This window comes from Klebsiella sp. WOUb02 (assembly GCF_050058015.1).
Lineage (GTDB): Bacteria > Pseudomonadota > Gammaproteobacteria > Enterobacterales > Enterobacteriaceae > Klebsiella.
This window is the reverse complement of record NZ_CP170110.1, coordinates 3,788,040-3,807,000: the sequence shown is the minus strand read 5'-3', so window position 1 is coordinate 3,807,000 and position 18,961 is coordinate 3,788,040. Positions and strand designations below refer to the sequence as shown.

At 58.4% G+C, this 18,961-nt stretch carries 16 protein-coding genes, 4 pseudogenes and 1 other annotated feature; of the genes and pseudogenes, 6 read left to right on the top strand and 14 right to left on the bottom strand.

All coding sequences use genetic code 11. From position 1 onward, the window contains the following. The first annotated feature begins 21 nt into the window (after positions 1 to 21). The 4 genes and pseudogenes from ABOC21_RS25465 (at position 22) to dsdA (ending at position 3,909) form a co-directional block, all read left to right on the top strand. Positions 22 to 855, top strand: a complete 834-nt coding sequence (locus ABOC21_RS25465; protein WP_426813710.1) for an EamA family transporter — start codon at positions 22 to 24, stop codon at positions 853 to 855. A 175-nt stretch (positions 856 to 1,030) separates the two neighbouring features. After that, a pseudogene (gene emrD / locus ABOC21_RS25460) lies at positions 1,031 to 2,216 on the top strand (multidrug efflux MFS transporter EmrD). Positions 2,217 to 2,289: 73 nt separating this feature from the next. Further along, a pseudogene (locus ABOC21_RS25455) lies at positions 2,290 to 2,562 on the top strand (D-serine transporter DsdX); the annotation flags it as partial. Between the two features lie 18 nt (positions 2,563 to 2,580). Then, on the top strand, positions 2,581 to 3,909 hold the full coding sequence (dsdA, locus tag ABOC21_RS25450) for a D-serine ammonia-lyase (protein WP_426813709.1): 1,329 nt from the start codon (positions 2,581 to 2,583) through the stop codon (positions 3,907 to 3,909). Between the two features lie 7 nt (positions 3,910 to 3,916). On the opposite strand, the gene ABOC21_RS25445 is transcribed toward dsdA, so the two are convergent. The 5 genes from ABOC21_RS25445 to ABOC21_RS25425 form a co-directional block, all read right to left on the bottom strand. Continuing rightward, complete coding sequence (locus tag ABOC21_RS25445) at positions 3,917 to 4,420, bottom strand: hypothetical protein (protein WP_426813708.1); 504 nt, start codon at positions 4,418 to 4,420, stop codon at positions 3,917 to 3,919. Then, entirely contained in the window at positions 4,417 to 4,761 is a 345-nt protein-coding gene (locus tag ABOC21_RS25440) for a DUF202 domain-containing protein (RefSeq protein ID WP_426815576.1), read from the bottom strand. The genes ABOC21_RS25445 and ABOC21_RS25440 overlap by 4 nt, the downstream gene beginning before the upstream one ends. A gap of 7 nt (positions 4,762 to 4,768) precedes the next feature. After that, complete coding sequence (locus tag ABOC21_RS25435; protein ID WP_426813707.1) at positions 4,769 to 5,116, bottom strand: YidH family protein; 348 nt, start codon at positions 5,114 to 5,116, stop codon at positions 4,769 to 4,771. 108 nt (positions 5,117 to 5,224) lie between these two features. Then, positions 5,225 to 6,547 (bottom strand): 6-phospho-alpha-glucosidase, encoded by a 1,323-nt coding sequence (locus ABOC21_RS25430; protein ID WP_426813706.1) that lies wholly within the window; start codon positions 6,545 to 6,547, stop codon positions 5,225 to 5,227. Then, on the bottom strand, positions 6,544 to 8,166 hold the full coding sequence (locus ABOC21_RS25425; RefSeq protein ID WP_426813705.1) for an alpha-glucoside-specific PTS transporter subunit IIBC: 1,623 nt from the start codon (positions 8,164 to 8,166) through the stop codon (positions 6,544 to 6,546). Before ABOC21_RS25425 ends, ABOC21_RS25430 begins: the two co-directional genes overlap by 4 nt. Before the next feature lie 298 nt (positions 8,167 to 8,464). On the opposite strand from ABOC21_RS25425, the gene ABOC21_RS25420 reads away from it, so the two are divergent. Then, positions 8,465 to 9,232 (top strand): GntR family transcriptional regulator, encoded by a 768-nt coding sequence (locus ABOC21_RS25420; protein ID WP_426813704.1) that lies wholly within the window; start codon positions 8,465 to 8,467, stop codon positions 9,230 to 9,232. Here ABOC21_RS25420 and ABOC21_RS25415 read toward each other — a convergent pair. The 3 genes from ABOC21_RS25415 to ibpA all read right to left on the bottom strand — a co-directional run bounded on the left by ABOC21_RS25415 (position 9,179) and on the right by ibpA (position 11,985). Continuing rightward, on the bottom strand, positions 9,179 to 10,840 hold the full coding sequence (locus ABOC21_RS25415; RefSeq protein ID WP_426813703.1) for a putative transporter: 1,662 nt from the start codon (positions 10,838 to 10,840) through the stop codon (positions 9,179 to 9,181). The genes ABOC21_RS25420 and ABOC21_RS25415 overlap by 54 nt on opposite strands. Before the next feature lie 190 nt (positions 10,841 to 11,030). Next, the gene (ibpB, locus tag ABOC21_RS25410) at positions 11,031 to 11,459 is read right to left on the bottom strand and encodes a small heat shock chaperone IbpB (protein ID WP_095102428.1); all 429 of its coding nucleotides are present in this window, start codon (positions 11,457 to 11,459) and stop codon (positions 11,031 to 11,033) included. 112 nt (positions 11,460 to 11,571) lie between these two features. Next, positions 11,572 to 11,985, bottom strand: coding sequence for a small heat shock chaperone IbpA (gene ibpA, locus ABOC21_RS25405; protein WP_426813702.1), 414 nt, complete (start codon positions 11,983 to 11,985; stop codon positions 11,572 to 11,574). Then, positions 11,979 to 12,053: a sequence feature (ROSE (Repression Of Heat Shock gene Expression) occurs in the 5'-region of heat shock genes and acts as an RNA thermometer to modulate expression.), on the bottom strand. Its footprint overlaps the gene before it by 7 nt. Positions 12,054 to 12,292: 239 nt before the next feature. Between ibpA and ABOC21_RS25400 the strand changes: the two genes are divergently transcribed. Continuing rightward, entirely contained in the window at positions 12,293 to 12,625 is a 333-nt protein-coding gene (locus tag ABOC21_RS25400) for a YceK/YidQ family lipoprotein (protein ID WP_426813701.1), read from the top strand. A 1-nt stretch (position 12,626) separates the two neighbouring features. Here ABOC21_RS25400 and ABOC21_RS25395 read toward each other — a convergent pair. The 6 genes and pseudogenes from ABOC21_RS25395 to dgoR all read right to left on the bottom strand — a co-directional run bounded on the left by ABOC21_RS25395 (position 12,627) and on the right by dgoR (position 18,846). Next, positions 12,627 to 13,854, bottom strand: a pseudogene (locus ABOC21_RS25395) (DUF3748 domain-containing protein). 51 nt (positions 13,855 to 13,905) lie between these two features. Next, positions 13,906 to 15,243: an MFS transporter gene (locus tag ABOC21_RS25390; RefSeq protein WP_426813700.1), complete on the bottom strand. Its 1,338-nt coding sequence runs from the start codon at positions 15,241 to 15,243 to the stop codon at positions 13,906 to 13,908. Positions 15,244 to 15,421: 178 nt separating this feature from the next. Then, positions 15,422 to 16,570 carry a galactonate dehydratase gene (gene dgoD / locus ABOC21_RS25385; RefSeq protein WP_426813699.1) on the bottom strand — a complete coding sequence of 383 codons (1,149 nt, stop codon included), beginning with the start codon at positions 16,568 to 16,570 and terminating at the stop codon, positions 15,422 to 15,424. Then, positions 16,567 to 17,184, bottom strand: a complete 618-nt coding sequence (locus ABOC21_RS25380) for a 2-dehydro-3-deoxy-6-phosphogalactonate aldolase (protein ID WP_426813698.1) — start codon at positions 17,182 to 17,184, stop codon at positions 16,567 to 16,569. Before ABOC21_RS25380 ends, dgoD begins: the two co-directional genes overlap by 4 nt. An 81-nt stretch (positions 17,185 to 17,265) precedes the next feature. Continuing rightward, a complete protein-coding gene (locus ABOC21_RS25375; protein ID WP_426813697.1) occupies positions 17,266 to 18,159 on the bottom strand; it encodes a 2-dehydro-3-deoxygalactonokinase in 894 nt (297 codons plus the stop codon). Beyond that, positions 18,156 to 18,846 (bottom strand): annotated as a pseudogene (gene dgoR, locus ABOC21_RS25370) (D-galactonate utilization transcriptional regulator DgoR). The gene ABOC21_RS25375 and the pseudogene dgoR overlap by 4 nt, the downstream one beginning before the upstream one ends. Between the last annotated feature and the right edge of the window lie 115 nt (positions 18,847 to 18,961).

The following is an 18,961-nucleotide window of genomic DNA, read 5'->3' as shown; positions in this document are numbered from 1 at the left end:
CCACCACGGTGCTCCACCCTAATGACGATCAACGTTTTCTGCATTCTGCTGTTCGCCGCCCTGCTGCACGCTAGCTGGAATGCGATCGTCAAAGCCAGCGGCGATAAGATGTACGCGGCAATTAGCGTGAGCGGTTCGGCGGCGGTCATCGCCCTGCTGCTGCTGCCTTTCGCGCCGCAGCCATCCTTCGCCAGCGCGCCCTACCTGCTGCTTTCCAGCGCCCTGCAGGTGGTTTACACGGTACTGGTGGCCAAAACCTACCAGGTGTCGGACATGAGCCAGACCTATCCGCTGATGCGCGGCACGGCGCCGCTGCTGGTGGCGATAATTAGCGTCCTGTTTCTCGGCGATCGCCTCTCCCCTCTGGCCTGGTCTGGCATTGGGGTGATCTGCCTGGCGATCCTGGCGATGGCCTACAACGGGCGGGCCAGCTCGCGGCGCGGCGTCGTACTGGCGCTGATTAACGCCTGCTTTATTGCCGGCTATACCCTGGTTGATGGTACCGGCGTAAGGCTTTCCGGCTCCGCGCTGGGCTACACGCTGTGGTCCTTTTTGATGAACGGCTGCTGCCTGCTGGTCTGGTCGATGGTCACCCGTCGCCGGGAGGTCAGCCGCTATCTGCGCCAGCACTGGCACAAGGGGCTGCTCGGGGGCATCAGTACGATGGGCTCCTACGGCCTCGCGCTGTGGGCCATGACCCAGGCGCCGCTGGCGGTCGTTGCCGCGCTGCGTGAAACCTCAATTCTGTTCGGCGCGCTCATCGCTTTCGTCCTGCTTAAAGAGCGGGTCATGGCCCTGCGAATTGTTGCCGCCTGCGGCATCGCGGCCGGCGCGATCCTGCTGCGCCTCTCTTAGCGCATCATGGCAACATTAGTTGCCGATTATTGTTTACAAAACCTGCCTTTAATTCCCTGACAATCGCCGCCGGGTGGTTGTTCTGTCATTTTTATGTGGTAGATTCCTCCATCGTTTACCGGATGTGCCAGTCACATATTCTTTATTTATCTCTACCCACAAAGTATTCATCGACATGAAACGGCATAAAAACTTCAATTTGTTGTTGATGCTGGTCGTGCTGGTGGCCGTTGGCCAGATGGCGCAGACCATATATATTCCGGCCATTGCCGACATGGCCATCTCGCTCAATGTCCGCGAGGGCGCCGTGCAGAGCGTGATGGCGGCCTATTTGCTGACCTACGGCGTATCGCAGCCTCTTTTACGGGCCGCTGTCCGATCGCGTGGGGAGACGCCCGGTGATTCTGGTCGGGATGTCTATCTTTATGCTGGCGACGCTGGTTGCCATCACCACCCATAGCCTGACGGTGCTGATTATCGCCAGCGCGATTCAGGGAATGGGCACCGGCGTCGGCGGCGTCATGGCGCGTACTCTGCCGCGCGATCTGTATGAAGGCGCGCAGCTAAGACATGCCAACAGTCTGTTGAATATGGGTATTCTGGTCAGCCCGCTGCTGGCGCCGCTGCTTGGCGGGGTCCTCAATACGCTGTGGAGCTGGCGCGCCTGCTACGCTTTCCTGCTGGTGCTTTGCGCCGTGGTGACCTTTAGCATGGCGCGCTGGATGCCGGAAACCCGCCCGGCCGCCGCGCCGCGAACCCGCCTGTCCACCAGCTACCGGACCCTTTTCGGCAACGGCGCGTTCAACTGCTACCTGCTGATGCTGGTCGGCGGCCTCGCCGGAATTGCCGTTTTTGAAGCCTGCTCCGGCGTGCTGATGGGCGCAGTGCTGGGCTTGAGCAGCATGGCGGTCAGTATCCTGTTTATTTTACCGATCCCGGCGGCCTTCTTCGGCGCCTGGTTCGCCGGGCGTCCAAACAAGCGTTTCCCGACGCTGATGTGGCAATCGGTGATTTGCTGCCTGCTGGCGGGAATTATGATGTGGCTCCCGGGGCTGATGGGCGTCATGACCGTCTGGACGCTGCTGGTGCCCGCCGCGCTGTTCTTCTTCGGCGCCGGAATGCTGTTTCCGCTGGCAACCAGCGGCGCAATGGAGCCGTTCCCGTTCCTCGCCGGTACCGCCGGCGCGCTGGTTGGCGGCCTGCAGAATATCGGTTCCGGCGTGCTGGCCTGGCTATCGGCCATGATGCCGCAGACCGGCCAGGGCAGCCTCGGGCTGCTGATGATGCTGATGGGGCTGCTGATTATGCTGTGCTGGCTGCCGCTGGCCTCGCGCTTTAGCCGCCATCAGCAGCCGGTTTAGGGCTTCCGCAGTTCTCCCCGGGCCGCGACGCGAAGCGTCCTGCCCGGGGTTCCCCCATCCCGCCGCTATGCCTGCGCCTGGCTCTGCCACCGTCGCGATGATGGGCGCCACCGCCATCGTTGCCCCGATGCTGCCGCTTTATCCCGGCGTGAGTCCGGAGATCATCGCCATTGCTATTGGTTCCGGCGCCATTGGCTGCACGATCGTCACCGATTCCCTGTTCTGGCTGGTCAAACAATACTGCGGAGCGAGCCTGAGCGAGACGTTTAAATACTATACAACGGCCACATTTATCGCATCCTTACTTGCGCTGGCCTGTACGTTCCTGCTTTCTTTCATCATCTGAGCGCCAAAGAGACGTAATATGAAAAACGCTGACATGACCACTTTAATCTCCCGGTTCCCGCTGCTGAAGGAGCTGGTTGCCCTGAAAGAAACCGCCTGGTTTAACCCGGCCACCACCACCCTGGCCGAGGGTTTACCCTACGTCGGCCTGACCGGCGAAGACGTCCAGGACGCCCGCGCCCGCCTCGATCGCTTTGCCCCGTATCTGGCGCAGGCCTTCCCGGAAACCGCGGCCACCGGCGGGATTATCGAATCCGAGCTGGTGGCGATCCCGGCCATGAAGGTGCGGCTGGAGCAGGAATTTGTGCAGCCGGTGGCGGGCGAGCTGCTGTTGAAAAAGGACAGCCATCTGCCGATCTCCGGCTCAATTAAAGCGCGAGGCGGCATTTATGAGGTGCTGACCCACGCGGAAAAACTGGCGCTGGAAGCCGGACTGCTCACCACCGCGGATGACTACAGCAGGCTGCTGACGCCTGAATTTAAACAGTTCTTCAGCCAGTACAGCATCGCCGTGGGCTCCACCGGCAACCTCGGCATGTCGATTGGCATCATGAGCGCGCGCATCGGCTTTAAGGTCACCGTGCATATGTCCGCCGACGCCCGGGCGTGGAAAAAAGCGAAGCTGCGCAGCCACGGCGTGACGGTGGTGGAGTACGACCAGGATTACGGCGTGGCGGTTGAGCAGGGGCGTAAAGCCGCCGAATCAGACCCTAACTGCTTCTTTATCGACGACGAAAACTCGCGCACGCTGTTCCTCGGCTACGCCGTCGCCGGCGAGCGTCTGAAGGCCCAGTTTGCTCAGCAGGGCCGCGCGGTGGATGCCGACCATCCGCTGTTCGTCTATCTGCCGTGCGGAGTTGGCGGGGGCCCTGGCGGAGTGGCATTTGGCCTCAAGCTGGCCTTCGGCAACCACGTGCGCTGCTTCTTCGCCGAACCGACCCACTCGCCCTGTATGCTGCTGGGGATTTATACCGGACTGCACGATGCGATTGCGGTCCAGGATTTAGGTATTGATAACCTGACCGCCGCCGACGGGCTCGCCGTTGGCCGGGCGTCGGGATTTGTCGGCCGGGCGATGGAGCGTCTGCTGGATGGCCTGTATACCCTCGACGACCAGACGATGTACGACATACTGGGCTGGCTGGCGCAGGCTGAAAATATCCGCCTTGAGCCTTCGGCGCTGGCGGGCATGAAGGGGCCGCAGCATATTTGCGCAAGCGAGACCTACCGGCAAATGCACGGCTTTAGCCCGGAGCAGATGCGCAATGCCACGCACCTAGTGTGGGCCACCGGCGGGGGCATGGTGCCGGAAGAAGAAATGGCGCAGTATCTGGCGAAGGGCCGCTAGCCCGCCGTTAGCGCAGCAGCGGCATCAGCTCGGCGGGCGACCGCTGCTGGTTTTGTAGATCGCGCATGACGCGCATATAGGGCGCGCTCATGCTGTAAAACCGGCGATAACCCGCGCACAGCGGGTTTTGCCCCTTTTCCGCATCCGGCGGCGGGCAATCACCGCCGCATAACCTTAGCCACGGGCAGTCACGACAATCTGGCGTAACCGGCGCGTCGGCGGGACGCACCGCTTCACCACACCAGCCGCGCAGAGCGCTCTCAAAGGGCAACACCAGGATCCGGCCGATATCCTCGCGTACCCAGATAGCAAAAACCGCGCACAGGAACTCCCCCCAGGCCCCGGCATCTTCCGGCTGAAGCTGCGGAACAAAGCGGATCGCTGAAACGCCCTGCTGGCGTAGCTGGCGATAATATTGCCCCGGGATCTGGCAGTGATGGCGATAAATATTGACGTCCAGTACCTTCAGCTCCCTCTCTGCGGCACTCCTGCTGTGGCAACGTCCTGTCATGTCACATCCTTAATGAATAAAACAATTTGCCGTAGATGAGTTACAGCAAACATTAACGCCAGCGAAAGCACTGCGAGAGAGATCAAAAATTTGTCACGTATCGCCCGGGAGTGTGCGAAATCGCTCTCGTTGATATCCATCAGGTTGCGGCTGCGGGTATAGCGCCAGAGAATAATGGCAACGACGGCCAGCACGCCAATCGACAGCCAGAACAGCGCGCCGGCGCTGTGCCAGTTGTGTTTGACCGCCAGCGCCATCAGCGCCCCGTAGCCCAGCAGCGTGCGGAACCAGGCCAGCGACGTGCGCTCCGGCTGCAGGCCCGGATCGCTCTCCCGCCGCATCCGACGCCTATCCACCGTAGAGCACCAGTCCCATCACCACCACGACCACAATCATCAACAGAATACTGATCGCCAGCAGCGTCCGGGTATAGGGCAAGTCCTGTTTCAGACGCATCGCCTTTTCATTACTCAGCCAGCGCAGGTAGCCGTAAATGGCCAGGCCGCCGGCAAACAGGCACAGCAGCAGCGCCAGCGCTTCGCGAATCAGCGGCGTGGCAAAGTCGGGCGCCAGCTGATCGAGGCCGACGCCGGCGGCGAGAAAGCCCAGCGCCGTGCGGATCCAGGCGAGAAAAGTACGTTCATTGGCGAGTGAAAAGCGATAATCCGGCGCTTCGCCGACGCGGGAGATTTTCATCAGGGTTCCTTGTTCGTGCCACGGCCAGGCTCCAGCATAGCGTAATTCATCACGAACGGGGGAAGAGGGAAGAACCGGCACCCGTTGGGTGCCGGTGAGAGGGAGAGATTAGTGCAGTTCCGGCCAGTACTCTTTATTGGCCGCAATCAGGTCATCAAGGATCGCCCTGGCGACGGAGGCGCTCGGCACGGTTTTCGACAGCGTAATCGCCTGCCACAGCTTGTGGTAGGAGCGATGTTCCCAGGCATCGACCACCAGTTTTTCGACCGCCACCTGCTGGCCCATCATCCCTTTCTGGAAGTTCGGGATATCGCCAACCGTTAGCGGCTCCGGCCCGTTATGGCCAACCAGGCACGGAATTTCGACCATCGCATCGGCGTCAAAGTTATGGATAGCGCCATTATTCGGCACAATCAGCAGCATGCGTTCCTGGGTGTTGAAGGCAATCGCCGCCGCGAGGTCAACGATGTACGAGGCGTGCTCGTCGATCTCCAAATCACCGGCAGATGATTTGCCGGCGGCAATAATGGCCCGGCAGGCGCTGAAGACGTTTTTCTCGCGATGATCCATGACCTCGTTTGCGCGGGTGCGCTCAGGGTTGGAGTGCGCAACCACATAATCCGGGAACAGATAGTACTTGAGGTAGGTGTTCGGCATGGTATCAGGATCCAGCGCCTGCACGTCTTTTGCCTTGGCAAAGGTATCGTTCCAGCTCGCTTCGGTATGCGGGTCGTTAGATGGCGGAACATAGCCATATTTCGCGACATATTCCCGCAGTTTTGGCATCAGGTCGTTACCCTGCAGATCCTCAATCGACGTCCACCAGCCGAAGTGGTTAAGGCCGTAGTAGCACACGCGCATCTGCTTGCGGTCTTTCAGGCCGACGATTTGCGCCATCCGCCCTTCGATACCGATCGGCATATCGCAAATGTTGAGGATTTTCGCGTTCGGACGCAGGCGGCGGGTCGCTTCTGCCACAATGGCCGCCGGGTTGGAGTAGTTAAGCATCCACGCGTTCGGCGAATATTTTTGCATATAGTCCACCAGCTCCAGCACGCCGCCGATCGAGCGCATTCCGTAGGCAATGCCGCCAGGTCCGCAGGTTTCCTGGCCCAGCACGCCGTGGCGCAGGGGGATTTTTTCATCTTTTTCGCGCATCGGATATTTACCGACGCGAATATGTGCCATCACGAAATCCACGTCGGTAAACGCCGCCTGCGGGTCGGTGGTGTAGCTGAACGCAATATCCGGCGCCTGCTCTTTGAGAATAACTTTACAGGCTTCGGCGATAGTCTCCTGCCGCGCGCCGTCGTTGTCATAAAATTTCAGCGCCCGCAGCGGGAAACGGTCCTGGTTAGCTAACAGCATTAATACGATGCCCGGGGTAAAGGTACTGCCGCCGCCTGCGATAACAACTGAGAATTTTTTCATGACACTGCCTCCGTCATGGTGTTTTGTTCGGTCGGTAGAGAATCTTTGATGAGGGTTTCAAGCTGGTCGCGAACCTGAGGAACGTGCAGGCCGACGATGACCTGAATCCCGTTGCCGCGCCGCACCACTCCGTGGGCGCCCAGCGCTTTAAAGACGTCGTCACTTTGCGTTTTCGCCATATCGACCAGCGTGATACGCAGGCGGGTGGCGCAGTTATTGATGCTGTCGATATTGCTCGCCCCGCCGAGCGCCTGCAGGAAGCCTGCGGCCTGGCCGAGTTTGGCCTCCGTCGCGCCCGCGGCGCTGGTTTTGCCGCGCGCCGCCTGGTAGTCGGCCTTGCTGTAGAGCTTGATTTCACACTCTTCGCGGCCCGGCGTTTTCAGGTTGAGGCGCAGGATCAGGGTGCGGAAGATAACGAAGTAGATGCCGGTGAAGCACGCCCCGACGCCGATCTGGATAAACATCATCGACGCGTGGTTATGGAACATCGGGATCCAGTTCTGCGGCAGGAACTGATCCAGCAGACCGCCGCCGAAGTTGCCCACCACGCCGCACATATACATCACCGTCGCCATCGTCGCCGCCAGCACGGCGTGCACGGCGAACAGCAGCGGAGAGATAAACAGGAAGGTGAACTCCAGCGGTTCGGTGATACCGACCAGCATGGCGGTCAGAGTGGCTGGTATCAGCAGCCCGGCAACCTTGACGCGGTTTTGCGGGGCGGCGGTGAAGTAGAGCGCCAGCGCAATACCCACGGAGCCAAAGACCTTCGAGTTGCCGTGCAGGGCGAAACCGCCTTCCGGGAACAGGGCCTTCAGCGGTTCGGTGCTCTGACTGAACTCCTGCAGATGCTGCGCCCAGTACATCTGAATGCCGCCCTCCACCACCGCCGGGCCGAAGATAAACGGACCGTAGACAAAATGGTGCAGGCCGGTTGGGATCAGGATCCGCTCAAGGAAAATATAAACCCAAACCCCGAGCGCCCCGGCCGAGCGTAAAAACGCCTGCAGAGATTCAATCCCCATCTGTACTTTCGGCCAGCACAACAGCGTCAGCCAGGCGCAGGGGATCATCGCCAGGAACGCCACGATAACGACAAACGAGGAGCCCTGGAAAATACCGAGGAAAACCGGCAGCGGTTTATCAAAATAGCGGTTATGCAGCGCGGTCACGAAGCCGGAAATAACAATCGCGCCGATGATGCTGGTATCCAGCGTTTTAATTCCGGCGATCGTTGCCAGGCCGCTGCCGGCGGTGGGTTCGACGGAGAAATCGACGCCGAAGAAGTGGCCCCAGGTCATCCCCATCGCGTTGATGAAGTAGTTCCAGGTCAGGAAACTGACCAGCACCGCGAGGCAGGCCCGGCCCTGCGCCTGTTTAGCGAGGCCAATCGGCAGGCCGACGGCGAAAATCAGCGGCATATTACGAAATACCGTCCAGCCGCCCTCTTCAATAATGTGAACGATTTGCGCAAATAAATTATCCGGGGCCGTAAGCGCTTCGCCGACAAACATCGGGTTGCGCAGCATAATGGCAATTCCGACCACGATCCCGGCAAACGGAAACAGCAAAACCGGGGTAAACATGGCACCGCCAAAACGTTGTATTTGACTGAGCATTTTAAAATCCTCATTTAACAACCTGTAGGGTGAGTGGCCTTATTTGTCTTGAGTATCGGCCTAAAGCGAGAATAGGAATTTACCCGTCATCCAACATGCAATGTCGGTGCGATTCGTGATCGCTTTCATGGTTTTAATAAGCGCAATGTTGTCTACTTTTTTAATAAAACATAGACAACAACAATGCCGCCCATCATGGTCCTGAAAAAAAACCAGCATATACGTATGTAATTTAATGATTATTAATACAAAAAAGAGGTTTGATAATCACCTCAGCTACTGAAATAGAGGTCTACTGGTGATCTACAAATCGATTGCGGAAAGATTACGCCTGCGGCTCAATTCATCGGATTTCAACATCGGCAGCCCGCTGCCGGGAGAGAAAAAGCTGGCGCAGGAGTTTGGCGTCGCGCGGATGACCATTCGCAAAGCCATCGATCTGCTGGTGAGCTGGGGACTGGTGGTGCGGCGGCACGGGAGCGGCACCTACGTCGCGCGCAAAGACCTGCACCATGAAACGACTAACCTTACCGGCCTGGCCGAAGTGCTGCGCCAGCAGGGGAAAGAGGTGATCAGCCAGGTACTGGTTTTCGAGGTAATGGCCGCCCCGCCGGCGATTGCCAGCCAGCTGCGGATTCAGATTAACGAGCGGATCTATTTCTCACGACGCGTGCGCTACGTAGATGGGAAGCCCTTGATGCTGGAAGACAGCTATATGCCGGTAAAACTGTTTCGTAATCTGTCGCTGGTGCATCTCGAGGGGTCAAAATTTGACTACATCGAGAAGGAATGCGGGCTAACGATTAGCGGTAACTACGAGAGCCTCTCCCCGGTGCTGGCGGACAGGCAGCTGGCGCAGTCGATGAACGTGCCGGAGCAGACGCCGCTGCTGCGCATCACCTCGCTCTCCTACAGCGACAGCGGCGAATTTCTCAATTACTCGGTTATGTTTCGCAACGCCAGCGTGTATCAGGTGGACTACCATTTGCGCCGCGTCCACCTCGATAGCCCGTTAGCCTATCCCCCAGAACAGCACGGCGAGGAGCTGCGGCGTGATGATGCGTAAAAACATCACCAGCGGATAGACCGTGGCGTATGACAGCGCCGCCGCGCCGCTGGTGGCGTGCAGGTTGTTGGCGAAGGCCAGCGCCGGGGGATCGGTCATCGAGCCGGCCAGCATGCCGCAGAGGGTCAGATAGTTCATCTTCAGCAGCATTCGCGCCAGAACACCGACCGTCAGCAGCGGAATGCCGGTGATGAAAATACCGTAGGCTATCCAGTTCAGGCCGTCGCCGCGAGTCAGCGTCAGGATAAAATCACCGCCCGACTTCAGGCCAACCACCGCCAAAAACAGCACGATCCCGAGCTCGCGCAGCGCAAGGTTGGCGCTGGGCGGCATAAACCAGTACAGCTTGCCGATGCTGCCGATTCGCCCGAGGATCAGCGCCATAATCAGCGGCCCGCCGGCCAGCCCCAGCTTAAGCGCGACGGGAAAACCGGGAATAAACAGCGGGATAGAGCCCAGCAGCACTCCTAAACCAATGCCGATAAATACCGGCAGCATCTGGACCTGCTGCAGTTTTTGCTGCGCGTTACCCAGCTCTGCGGCAACCGCGTCAATCGCCTCCGGGCGCCCGACCAGGTTAAGAATATCGCCAAACTGCAGGCTGGCATGGCTGCTGGCCACCAGCTCCACGCCGGCGCGATTAAGCCGCGAGATCACCACGTCATAGCGCTGCTTAAAGTTGAGATCGCGGATTTTCCTGCCGAGGATCTTCTCGCTGGTCACCACCACCCGCTCAACTTTCAGGTCGGTACCGCGGGTGGAAAGCGAGGTGGAAACCTCCTTGCCGATCACCAGCTGCGCATTGTGTAAATCCTCCGGGCGCCCCACCAGATGCAGAAGGTCTCCGGTCTGGATCAGCGTGCCCGGAGCCGGGACCATCAGCAGCTCATCCCGCTTCAGGCGCGAACAGATCAGCCTGTCGCTGTTGAGCATCGGTACGTCCTGAATCGCCATATTATTCAGGTTCGGGTTTTCAACGCGGACGTTAATCGTCTGCAGCAGCGCATGGCCATTACCGCTGCTCTCGTCAAACTGTTGGGCCTCTTTGTCGACGTTGACGCGAAAGAACAGGCGCACCAGCCACATGGTGAGCAAAATGCCGCAAATGCCAAACGGATAGGCCATGGCATAGCTCATCCCCATCTGATCTACCATATCGAGCGGCACGCCAAGGTCGCGCAGGATCTGCTGCCCGGCCCCCAGCGCCGGGGTATTGGTGACCGCCCCGGAGAAAATACCGAGCACTACCGGCAGCGGGATATTAAAAAGCTTATGCAGTACCGCGGTCACCAGACCGCCGAGGATCACGATGAGGATGGCAAAGAGATTGAGGCGCAGACCTGAGACGCGCAGAGAGGCGAAGAACCCCGGCCCGACCTGAATACCGATGGTATAGACGAAGAGGATCAGGCCAAATTCCTGAATAAAGTGCAGCATGGGGCCGCTGAGGGTAACGCCTGCCTGATCGACAAAGTGGCCGACGATGATACCGCCAAACAGCACGCCGCCAATGCCAAAACCCACGCCGCGAATTTTGACATTGCCGATCCACAATCCGACAACCGCAACCAGCGCCAGGACGCTGACGGTCAATGCTATATCACTCATCGTGTTTTCCCTGTGAATAACATTAGTAATGCCAAGGATTATGGCTCAACCCTCGGGGGCCTGTATGCAGCATGGCGCACAATAATCAGCGGGTCATCACAAGCGCGTAGCGGGTATTTCTGGCGGTCATTGCAGCGCAGGAGGGCAAAAAAAAGCCCCGAAAGATCGGGGCCTGGATGGTCTTGCCGAATTAGCTATCGAGCGCCGGACGCTCGCTAATCGCGATCCGCTGCGGGATAACCGCTTCCGGTTCATTGCGGGTGAGATCGATATGCAACAAGCCGTTGTTGAAGGTGGCTCCGGAGACTTCCATATTTTCGGCAAGAGTGAAGCTGAGGCTAAAGGCCTGGCTTACCAGCCCCTGATGCAGCCACTTCGTCTCTTTTTCCGCCTGCTGCGGCGTGCCTTTCACGCTCAGGCGCGTCCCCTCCAGCTGAATGTCCAGATCTTCCTGACGGAAACCGGCCAGCGCAAGGGTAATGCGATAGTGGTTATCGTCGCTTTTTTCGATGTTATAAGGCGGGAAGCTCTGGCTTTCACCGGCGGTTTGCAGAGCGTTAGCCAGTTTGTCAAAACCGATCCATTGACGCAGCAGCGGGGATAAATCGTAGTTACGCATAATGTGTTTCTCCTTCTAAGAAGCGAGTGAATACCGCAGGTTTGATAACCCGCATCTGCCCCCTGACGGCGAGCAAGTTTCAATAGCGGGCCGCGCGGGCGACCCAACGGGATTAGTTGATTTCGATACGGCGCGGTTTATCCGTTTCCGGGATCACGCGTTCCAGTTCGATATACAGCAGGCCGTTCACCAGGTTCGCGCCGCGGATGTGGATGTTTTCCGCGATCTGGAATTTGCGCTCAAAGTTGCGCTCGGCAATGCCCTGATAGAGGTAGGTACGCTCTTGCTGCTCACCGGCATGGGCGCCTTTGACGATCAGCAGATTATCCTGGGCGGTGATCTCCAGTTCGCTTTCGGCAAAGCCGGCAACGGCGATCGCAATGCGATAATGGTTTTCGTCTACCAGCTCAACGTTGTACGGAGGGTAGCCGCCATTACTTTGGCTCTGATTGTTTTCTAACAGATTAAAAAGGCGGTCAAAACCAATAGCAGAACGATACAGCGGAGAGAGATCGAAATTACGCATAATAAATAGCTCCTGAAATCAGCGAGAATTTTATGACCTTCCATCATGGACAGGTCGTTATTACCCGGAATACCCCGCAGGCGTATTCTCATTGGGCCACGTTTCTAAAATGGGTTTCCCGGCGCGTTTTTCAAGACGAATGCCGCAATTTTTTTTGCAGTTTGCCGACGATTGCTTAGACTGAGGGGAGCACAAAAAGCAAAATGCGATGCCTGCCACAGTGCGGCGTAATAACGCTATGCATTCAGAGGATGGCCCGATATAACCGATAAATGGTTATCTCAATGCCCGAAACAATAATGGAAGAATGATGAAAAGCGGTCTGTTAAAGCTGGTCCTGTTCGGTGGAATGGTAGGCTTGAGCGGTTGCTCCAGCGTGATGTCTCATACCGGCGGCAAGGAAGGAACCTACCCGGGAACGCGAGCCAGCGCGCAGATGCTGGGCGATAGCGATGCCAACTGGGGCACCAAATCCCTGGTGGCGATAGATATGCCCCTCACCGCGGTGATGGATACGCTGCTGCTGCCGTGGGATATGTTCCGTACCGATAGCTCGATAAAATCGCGCGTAGAAAAAAGCGAACAAGAGTCGCTGGCGACCAATTCGGTTATCCCGCCAGCGTCAATGCCAAATCCTTGATCTAACGCGTAACCTCGGTGGTCCACAGTCTGACGATAGCCGCCCACCTCCGCCATCCATGCCAGATATTTACCATCCGGCGAAAAGACGATCGCATCCGCCGAAGGCGCGCTTTCCCCCTCGGCCGTCAAAAACGTCACCGCGCCAGACCGGGCGTCACAAAGCGCAATCCGATTCTCCAGCACGAATCCCAGCCAGTCGCCCGACGGATGCCAGTTAAAGGCCGACTGGATATCCGAACGATTAGCGGTTAGCTGCCGCAGGCCGCTACCCTGCGGCGAAATCAACCACAGCTGAACCACGCCGGCATCATCGCGCATCAAAAACGCAATCTCCGTCGCCTGCGGATTAGCCCGCATCCAGTGGCGCGGCGCGGTGGCTAATCCGGGATAGCGGCGGTCGTGGGTAAAGGTCAGGCGCCGCTGCATCACTCCGGCCGGCGGCGCGGGGAGCGTCGTATCGGTACCCGCCAGCGGCGCATCGCCCTGCCGCCTCCAGCCGGCTTCGCTATTCGGCAGGGTGACGATAAACAGCTCCGGGACCTTTGCTCCCTCTGCCGATCGCGTGTCGCCAATAAAGGCCAGGGCATGGTTACCAACCCAGCCCTCTTCATAGGCGCGGTTGATTTCATCGCTGCCCGGCGTCGGCTCAGGCGTCGTCCGGCTGACCAGCACGCACCAGTGGCTGCCGCCATATTCACGCGGATGCTGCCCGCGCGGTACTACCGGGCCATAGGGCGCGGCCACCCCAACGTTGCGCAGATCCAGCGCGGGCGAGCGCTCATGCAGCACGTGATCGTTATAGGTAAAGCTGACCCGTTGACCATCAGGGCTATAAACATGGACGTGGCTACCGCCGCGTAGCGCGCCGGCGGTATATGGAGCGGTGATATCCATCGCATCGAGGTTACGGCACTCGCCCTGAAACGACACCACGCCGCGGCGGTGGTGGAAATCATAATGCCAGCTTTCATCCGGGCGCTCGGGGCCGTGAATAAAAACGTAGGCATCTTTCGTCGGATGAACGGTCACCACCCCAACGTGAGCGCCCTGCTGCGCGCGATAAATAGTCTCTACCGCGCCGGTGTGGACGTTGACCCGCTCAATCGTCTCCCCGGTGAAGGAGGTCCCGGAAGGGCGGACGTCAAAAACCAGCCACTGGCTGTCCGCAGTCCAGACGCGCGTATTGGTCAACTGATGATGACGAGAGGCAAAAGTGATTTGTTTCATAGGACTACCCTGATGCACGGCGTTCGCATCAGGGTATAGTATCGGCAAGAATTAGCCTACACGTTTAATATCGCCCACCAGCACAATGTATGAAAGCGCGCCAATCAGAGCCACGACGGCAATATAAACCAGAGCAGGAGCAAAACCATATCCCTGCGCCAGATAGCCAATCACCAGTGGAACGGTGATCCCGCCCAGACCGCCGACAAAGTTAAACACGCCGCCGGTCAGCCCAATCAGGCGCATCGGCGCCAGCGACGACACCAGTGACCAGGTGATAGAAGCAAAGCCGTTACCGAAGAAGGCGATGGCCATCAGGGTCATAATCCACACCGGATCGTTGGTGTAATTCGCGCCGATAATACAGGTCGATATCAGCAGCCCGCAGATAATAGGCGTTTTACGCGCGGCGCCCAGCGACACGCCTTTTCGCACCAGCCTGTCCGCCAGCCAGCCCGAGAGCAGCACGCCAACGAACGCGGCAAGGAACGGCACCGTGGTCATAAAGCCCGCTTTAAGCGCGGTGATCCCCTTTTCCTGAGTCAGGTAGTTGGGGAACCAGGTCAGGAAAAACCACAGCGTGGAGGTGACGGCGAACTGCCCGAGGTAGACGCCGACCAGCTTACGATGGAATACCAGCTTCCAGTCGGCCACGGTCATCGGCTGCCGCGCCTCTTTTTTGACCGGCGCATCGCCGTCCACCAGGCCGCCGCCGTCGCGAATATAGTCCAGCTCGGCTTTGCTGATGCTTTTAGTCAGGCGCGGAGGCTGGTAGACCTTGAACCAAACTAACGACCAGACAATACCGATAGCGCCGGTGACGATGAACACCCAGTGCCAGCTCAGCAGCTCCTGGATCCAGATCAGCAGCGGCGTCAGGAACGCCAGCCCCACAAACTGACCGGAGGTGTAGAAGCCGACCGCCGATGCGCGCTCATGCTCCGGGAACCAGCTGGTCACCATGCGGTTATTGGTCGGGAAAGCCGGAGCTTCAAACACGCCCGTAATCGCTCGCAGACCAATCAGCGACATTAGCCCCGTGGCAAAGCCCTGAAATAGCGTCGCCACCGACCAGCCAAAAATGGCAATAAAGTAGGTCATTCGCGAACCGACGCGGTCGAGGAACCAACCGCCGGGAATTTGACACAGCGTATATAGCCAGGCAAAAGCAGAAAAAATATAGCCCATTTCCGTTTTGCTAATCCCAAACTCTTCCTGAATATGCGCGGAGGCGACGGCAAGATTAGCCCGATCAACGTAGCAAATAACAACGGTAATAAAGATCATAACCAGCGTCAGATAACGACGACGCCCGGTTTTTGCAGCTGTCACTGATATATCCATAGCAATCTGTCTCCAGATTTTGGGCATAGCGAAACCGCTCACCATGCCCTGTAATTTACAGAGGGTTTATTTGAATTTTTTATTAATAGCTTAAGCGTAATGCGCTAAATAATTTGTGCCGGGGAAAGGCGGCGAGTTTTCGCATTCCCAGGAGCATACGTTTGTATGTGACTGGGGTAAGAAAATACAGCCAACGCATCACCGGTGCAAAGTATGACGGACATTACCATTCGGCGACGGAACCATCCTCATGACGCCACAATGGATTACGCCAGTCCGGCGCATTTTTGCTGAGTTCAATCACTCTGGCTTCATCAATTTCCACTCCCAGCCCAGGCTTCATTAACGGTTTAAAGAAGCCGCCTTCCATATTGAAGTCTTCTTTATTTTTCACAAAGTCGAGCAACTCCGCGCCCTTGTTGTAGTGAATACCCATGCTTTGCTCCTGGAGAACCGCATTGCGTGAGACGAAATCGACGTGCAGGCAGGCGGCCAGGGCAATCGGGCCCAGCGGGCAGTGCGGCGCCAGCGCCACGTCATAGGCCTCGGCCATGCCGGCGATTTTATAGCATTCGGTAATGCCGCCCGCATGCGACAGGTCCGGCTGCAGAATGGCCAGGCCGCCCGCTTCCAATACCCGCTTGAATTCGAAGCGCGAGAACATACGTTCGCCCGCCGCGAGCGGAATATGGGTTTGCGCCGCCAGTTTTGGATAATATTCCGCCTGCTCCGCCAGCACCGGCTCCTCAATAAATAGCGGACGATACGGTTCCAGCTCTTTAATTAGCACTTTAGCCATCGGCGCGCTGACGCGGCCGTGGAAATCAAGTCCAAACTCAATTTCATTGCCGAAGGCTTCGCGAATTTGCGCCACGGTATTGACCGCTGCGTCTACCGCGCGGGAATTATCAATAACCCCCATCTCTTCGCAGCCGTTTAATTTGAAGGTATCAAAACCAATCCCGCGCAGCTTTTTAATACCATCGATAACTTCCGCCGGGCGATCGCCGCCGACCCAGCTGTAGGCTTTAATTTTGTCGCGCACCAGGCCGCCCATCAGCTGCCATACCGGCGCATTGAGCACTTTACCTTTGATATCCCACAGCGCCTGATCGATGCCGGCAATGGCGCTCATCAAAATGGGGCCGCCACGATAGAAGCCGGCCCGGTACATCACCTGCCACAGGTCGTTAATACGCGCCGGGTCCTGGCCAATCAGGTACTCCCCCAGCTCGTGCACCGCCGCTTCGACGGTACGCGCGCGCCCTTCAATTACCGGCTCGCCCCAGCCAACGACGCCTTCATCGGTTTCAATTTTCAGGAACATCCACCGCGGGGGTAAACGGTAAGTAGTCAGTTTGGTTATTTTCATTGCACTGCCTCTCGATACGCTTTAACAAATGCGGCCGCCTGCTGCGCGGTGCGCTCGACGGACTGTCCGGCGCGATAAAGATCGCTCCCCAGTCCGGCGCCGGCACAGCCGGCATCAATCCATTGCGCCAGGTTCTCCGGCGTGACGCCACCGACGGCGAAGACGGGAACCTCTGGCGGTAAAACGGCCTTCAGCGCCTTGATATAATCCGGGCCAAACGCGGAGGACGGGAACACCTTCAGCGCGCCGGCACCCGCATCGAGCGCGGTGAAAGCCTCCGTGGCGGTAGCGCATCCGGGACAGACGGTCATGCCGTAGCCCACCGCGCGGCGAATAACCTCAGCGTGAATATTGGGCGTAACGATTAGCCGACAGCCCATCTTCGCCAGCTCGTCAACCTGCTCCGGCTGCAGCACGGTGCCTGCGCCAATCAGCGCCCGATCGCCAAACGCTTCGACGATGGCCGGAATACTTTGCTGCCAGCGGGGAGAGTTCAGCGGGATTTCGACGGCATCGAAGCCCGCGTCGATAACGGCGCCAACGTGCGCCAGCGCCTCTTCCGGCGTGATGCCGCGCAGAATAGCGATCAGCGGAAGCTTAGTTTGCCACTGCATATGCGATGCTCCTTATTTAGACAAAATCATTCAGACTGCGTCGGGACAGCGGGCCCGGGCATCCCCGGTCGCCGGCTCAATTCAGCGAGCGGGCGCGGCCAGTAAAGAAGCCGACTGGATGATGGACCGGATACCCGCCTGGAAAGCCGTATCGCCGGAAATGACCGTCGCCTGGCGGCCAAATGCGGCCAACGCCTGCTGATAGCGGTTCGCCAACGCTTCTCCGGCCACGATGGTTATCTGCTGGTCAATCACGCTTTCGCTCATGGTGGCAACCTCGGCACCAATCAGCAGACCGGATAAAAATTCGCTGACGTGCTCGCGCGGCAGCGTACCCAGCACGTGCGAAGCGCGAACCTGAAAAAGCTGCGCTAACACGGCGGGGGAGATCAGCCCGCGCTCGAGGCCGGCGGAAAATGCCTCCGCGGAGGTTTCCTGCTGCGGCAGACCGGCGCCCACCAGCGAATGTTGCAGCAGTAAATGGTGCAGCTCACCGGTCATCACGGTGCGAAAATCAACAATTTGCTCGCCATCGGCCTGCACCCATTTGCAGTGGGTGCCGGGCATCACGTAGACGGAAGAGGGAGCGATCGCGTGCGCGCCAAGCAGCTGCGTCTCTTCGCCGCGCATCACGTTGCGGTTATCGTCCCGGGAGACGCTTAGGCCGGGAACGATCCAGATATTGTCGCCAACGGCGGTTAACTGTTGGCAAATAGCCGAAAAATGGACCGGAACCGGTAAATACGGAGCGATCTTCCAGCCCACATTGCTGCCGACCATCCCCGCCATCACCGCCGGCGTGGCTTCATCGCGCCAGCTTTCGGTGATCTCGCTAAACACCGCGGCCGGGGACCTGCCGTTGAGGCGGGTGACGCCTGCTTCCGACTGCCTGCTCTCCAGGCACCTGTCGCCCTCAAAAAGCCAGGCGCGCAGGTTGGTCGATCCCCAGTCAATTGCGATGTAGCGTGATGTCATGTGATTTCCTTCAGCCTTCGTGTTGAGCTGGCGATCATGGTGAGCGCCGCCTGCTCCGCCGCTTCGCTATCCTGATGCCGGATGGCATCAAACAGCGCCTTATGTTCCTGGAGGGTCTTCGGCATGTTGCCTTCATCACCCATCCAGGTTCGTTCAAATACCGCTCTTTGCAGCGAGCTGATTGCCACGCTCAGTCTGCTGTAATACCGGGTTATGTACCGACTGCAGCACCGCTTCGTGATAGCGAATGTCGGCTTCGTTAAAGGCGTCCCGGTCCTGGTTATTGGCAATCATGTCGTTGAGCGCGTCTTCGATTTGCGCTAAATCGCTCGAGGTTGCGCGTTCCGCCGCCCAGCGGGCGATGGCCGGCTCCACCAGGTTTCGCACTTCGCTCATCGCGCCAATCAGGCGCGGGTCGTAATCATTCTCCAGCACCCACTGCAGCACCTCGGTATCCAGGTAGTTCCAGTGGTTACGCGGTGCGACGAAGGCGCCGCGATAGCGCTTCAACTCTATCAGCCGCTTGGCCATCAGGGAGCGAAACACTTCGCGAATAATGTTGCGCGAGGTTTCAAACTCTTCACACAGCTCCGCTTCCGCCGGCAGCGCCGAGCCGGGAACGTATTTGCCGCTGACGATCTGGTTGCCCAGCGTGATAACAATGCGATCGGTTTTATTGAGAGTCATGGAGAGTCCTTGTGCTCTGTATGTCCTGCTCTACTTTACCGTGACCGCCGGATTTCGCCTCAACTTTGTAGTACTAACGTGATAGCACTCATCATTGCCATGGCCATAATGTAGT

What these genes read in the sequence shown, in the direction of transcription:
- ABOC21_RS25425 (WP_426813705.1), bottom strand. Translation starts at nt 8,166, where the DNA reads ATGCTCAGTCAAATACAACGTTTTGGCGGTGCCATGTTTACCCCGGTT.
- ABOC21_RS25390 (WP_426813700.1), bottom strand. Translation starts at nt 15,243, where the DNA reads ATGGTGAGCGGTTTCGCTATGCCCAAAATCTGGAGACAGATTGCTATG.
- ABOC21_RS25375 (WP_426813697.1), bottom strand. Translation starts at nt 18,159, where the DNA reads ATGACATCACGCTACATCGCAATTGACTGGGGATCGACCAACCTGCGC.
- dgoD (WP_426813699.1), bottom strand. Translation starts at nt 16,570, where the DNA reads ATGAAAATAACCAAACTGACTACTTACCGTTTACCCCCGCGGTGGATG.
- ABOC21_RS25415 (WP_426813703.1), bottom strand. Translation starts at nt 10,840, where the DNA reads ATGAGTGATATAGCATTGACCGTCAGCGTCCTGGCGCTGGTTGCGGTT.
- dsdA (WP_426813709.1), top strand. Translation starts at nt 2,581, where the DNA reads ATGAAAAACGCTGACATGACCACTTTAATCTCCCGGTTCCCGCTGCTG.
- ABOC21_RS25440 (WP_426815576.1), bottom strand. Translation starts at nt 4,761, where the DNA reads ATGCGGCGGGAGAGCGATCCGGGCCTGCAGCCGGAGCGCACGTCGCTG.
- ibpA (WP_426813702.1), bottom strand. Translation starts at nt 11,985, where the DNA reads ATGCGTAATTTCGATCTCTCTCCGCTGTATCGTTCTGCTATTGGTTTT.
- ABOC21_RS25435 (WP_426813707.1), bottom strand. Translation starts at nt 5,116, where the DNA reads ATGAAAATCTCCCGCGTCGGCGAAGCGCCGGATTATCGCTTTTCACTC.
- ibpB (WP_095102428.1), bottom strand. Translation starts at nt 11,459, where the DNA reads ATGCGTAACTACGATTTATCCCCGCTGCTGCGTCAATGGATCGGTTTT.
- ABOC21_RS25380 (WP_426813698.1), bottom strand. Translation starts at nt 17,184, where the DNA reads ATGCAGTGGCAAACTAAGCTTCCGCTGATCGCTATTCTGCGCGGCATC.
- ABOC21_RS25445 (WP_426813708.1), bottom strand. Translation starts at nt 4,420, where the DNA reads ATGACAGGACGTTGCCACAGCAGGAGTGCCGCAGAGAGGGAGCTGAAG.
- ABOC21_RS25400 (WP_426813701.1), top strand. Translation starts at nt 12,293, where the DNA reads ATGATGAAAAGCGGTCTGTTAAAGCTGGTCCTGTTCGGTGGAATGGTA.
- ABOC21_RS25430 (WP_426813706.1), bottom strand. Translation starts at nt 6,547, where the DNA reads ATGAAAAAATTCTCAGTTGTTATCGCAGGCGGCGGCAGTACCTTTACC.
- ABOC21_RS25465 (WP_426813710.1), top strand. Translation starts at nt 22, where the DNA reads ATGACGATCAACGTTTTCTGCATTCTGCTGTTCGCCGCCCTGCTGCAC.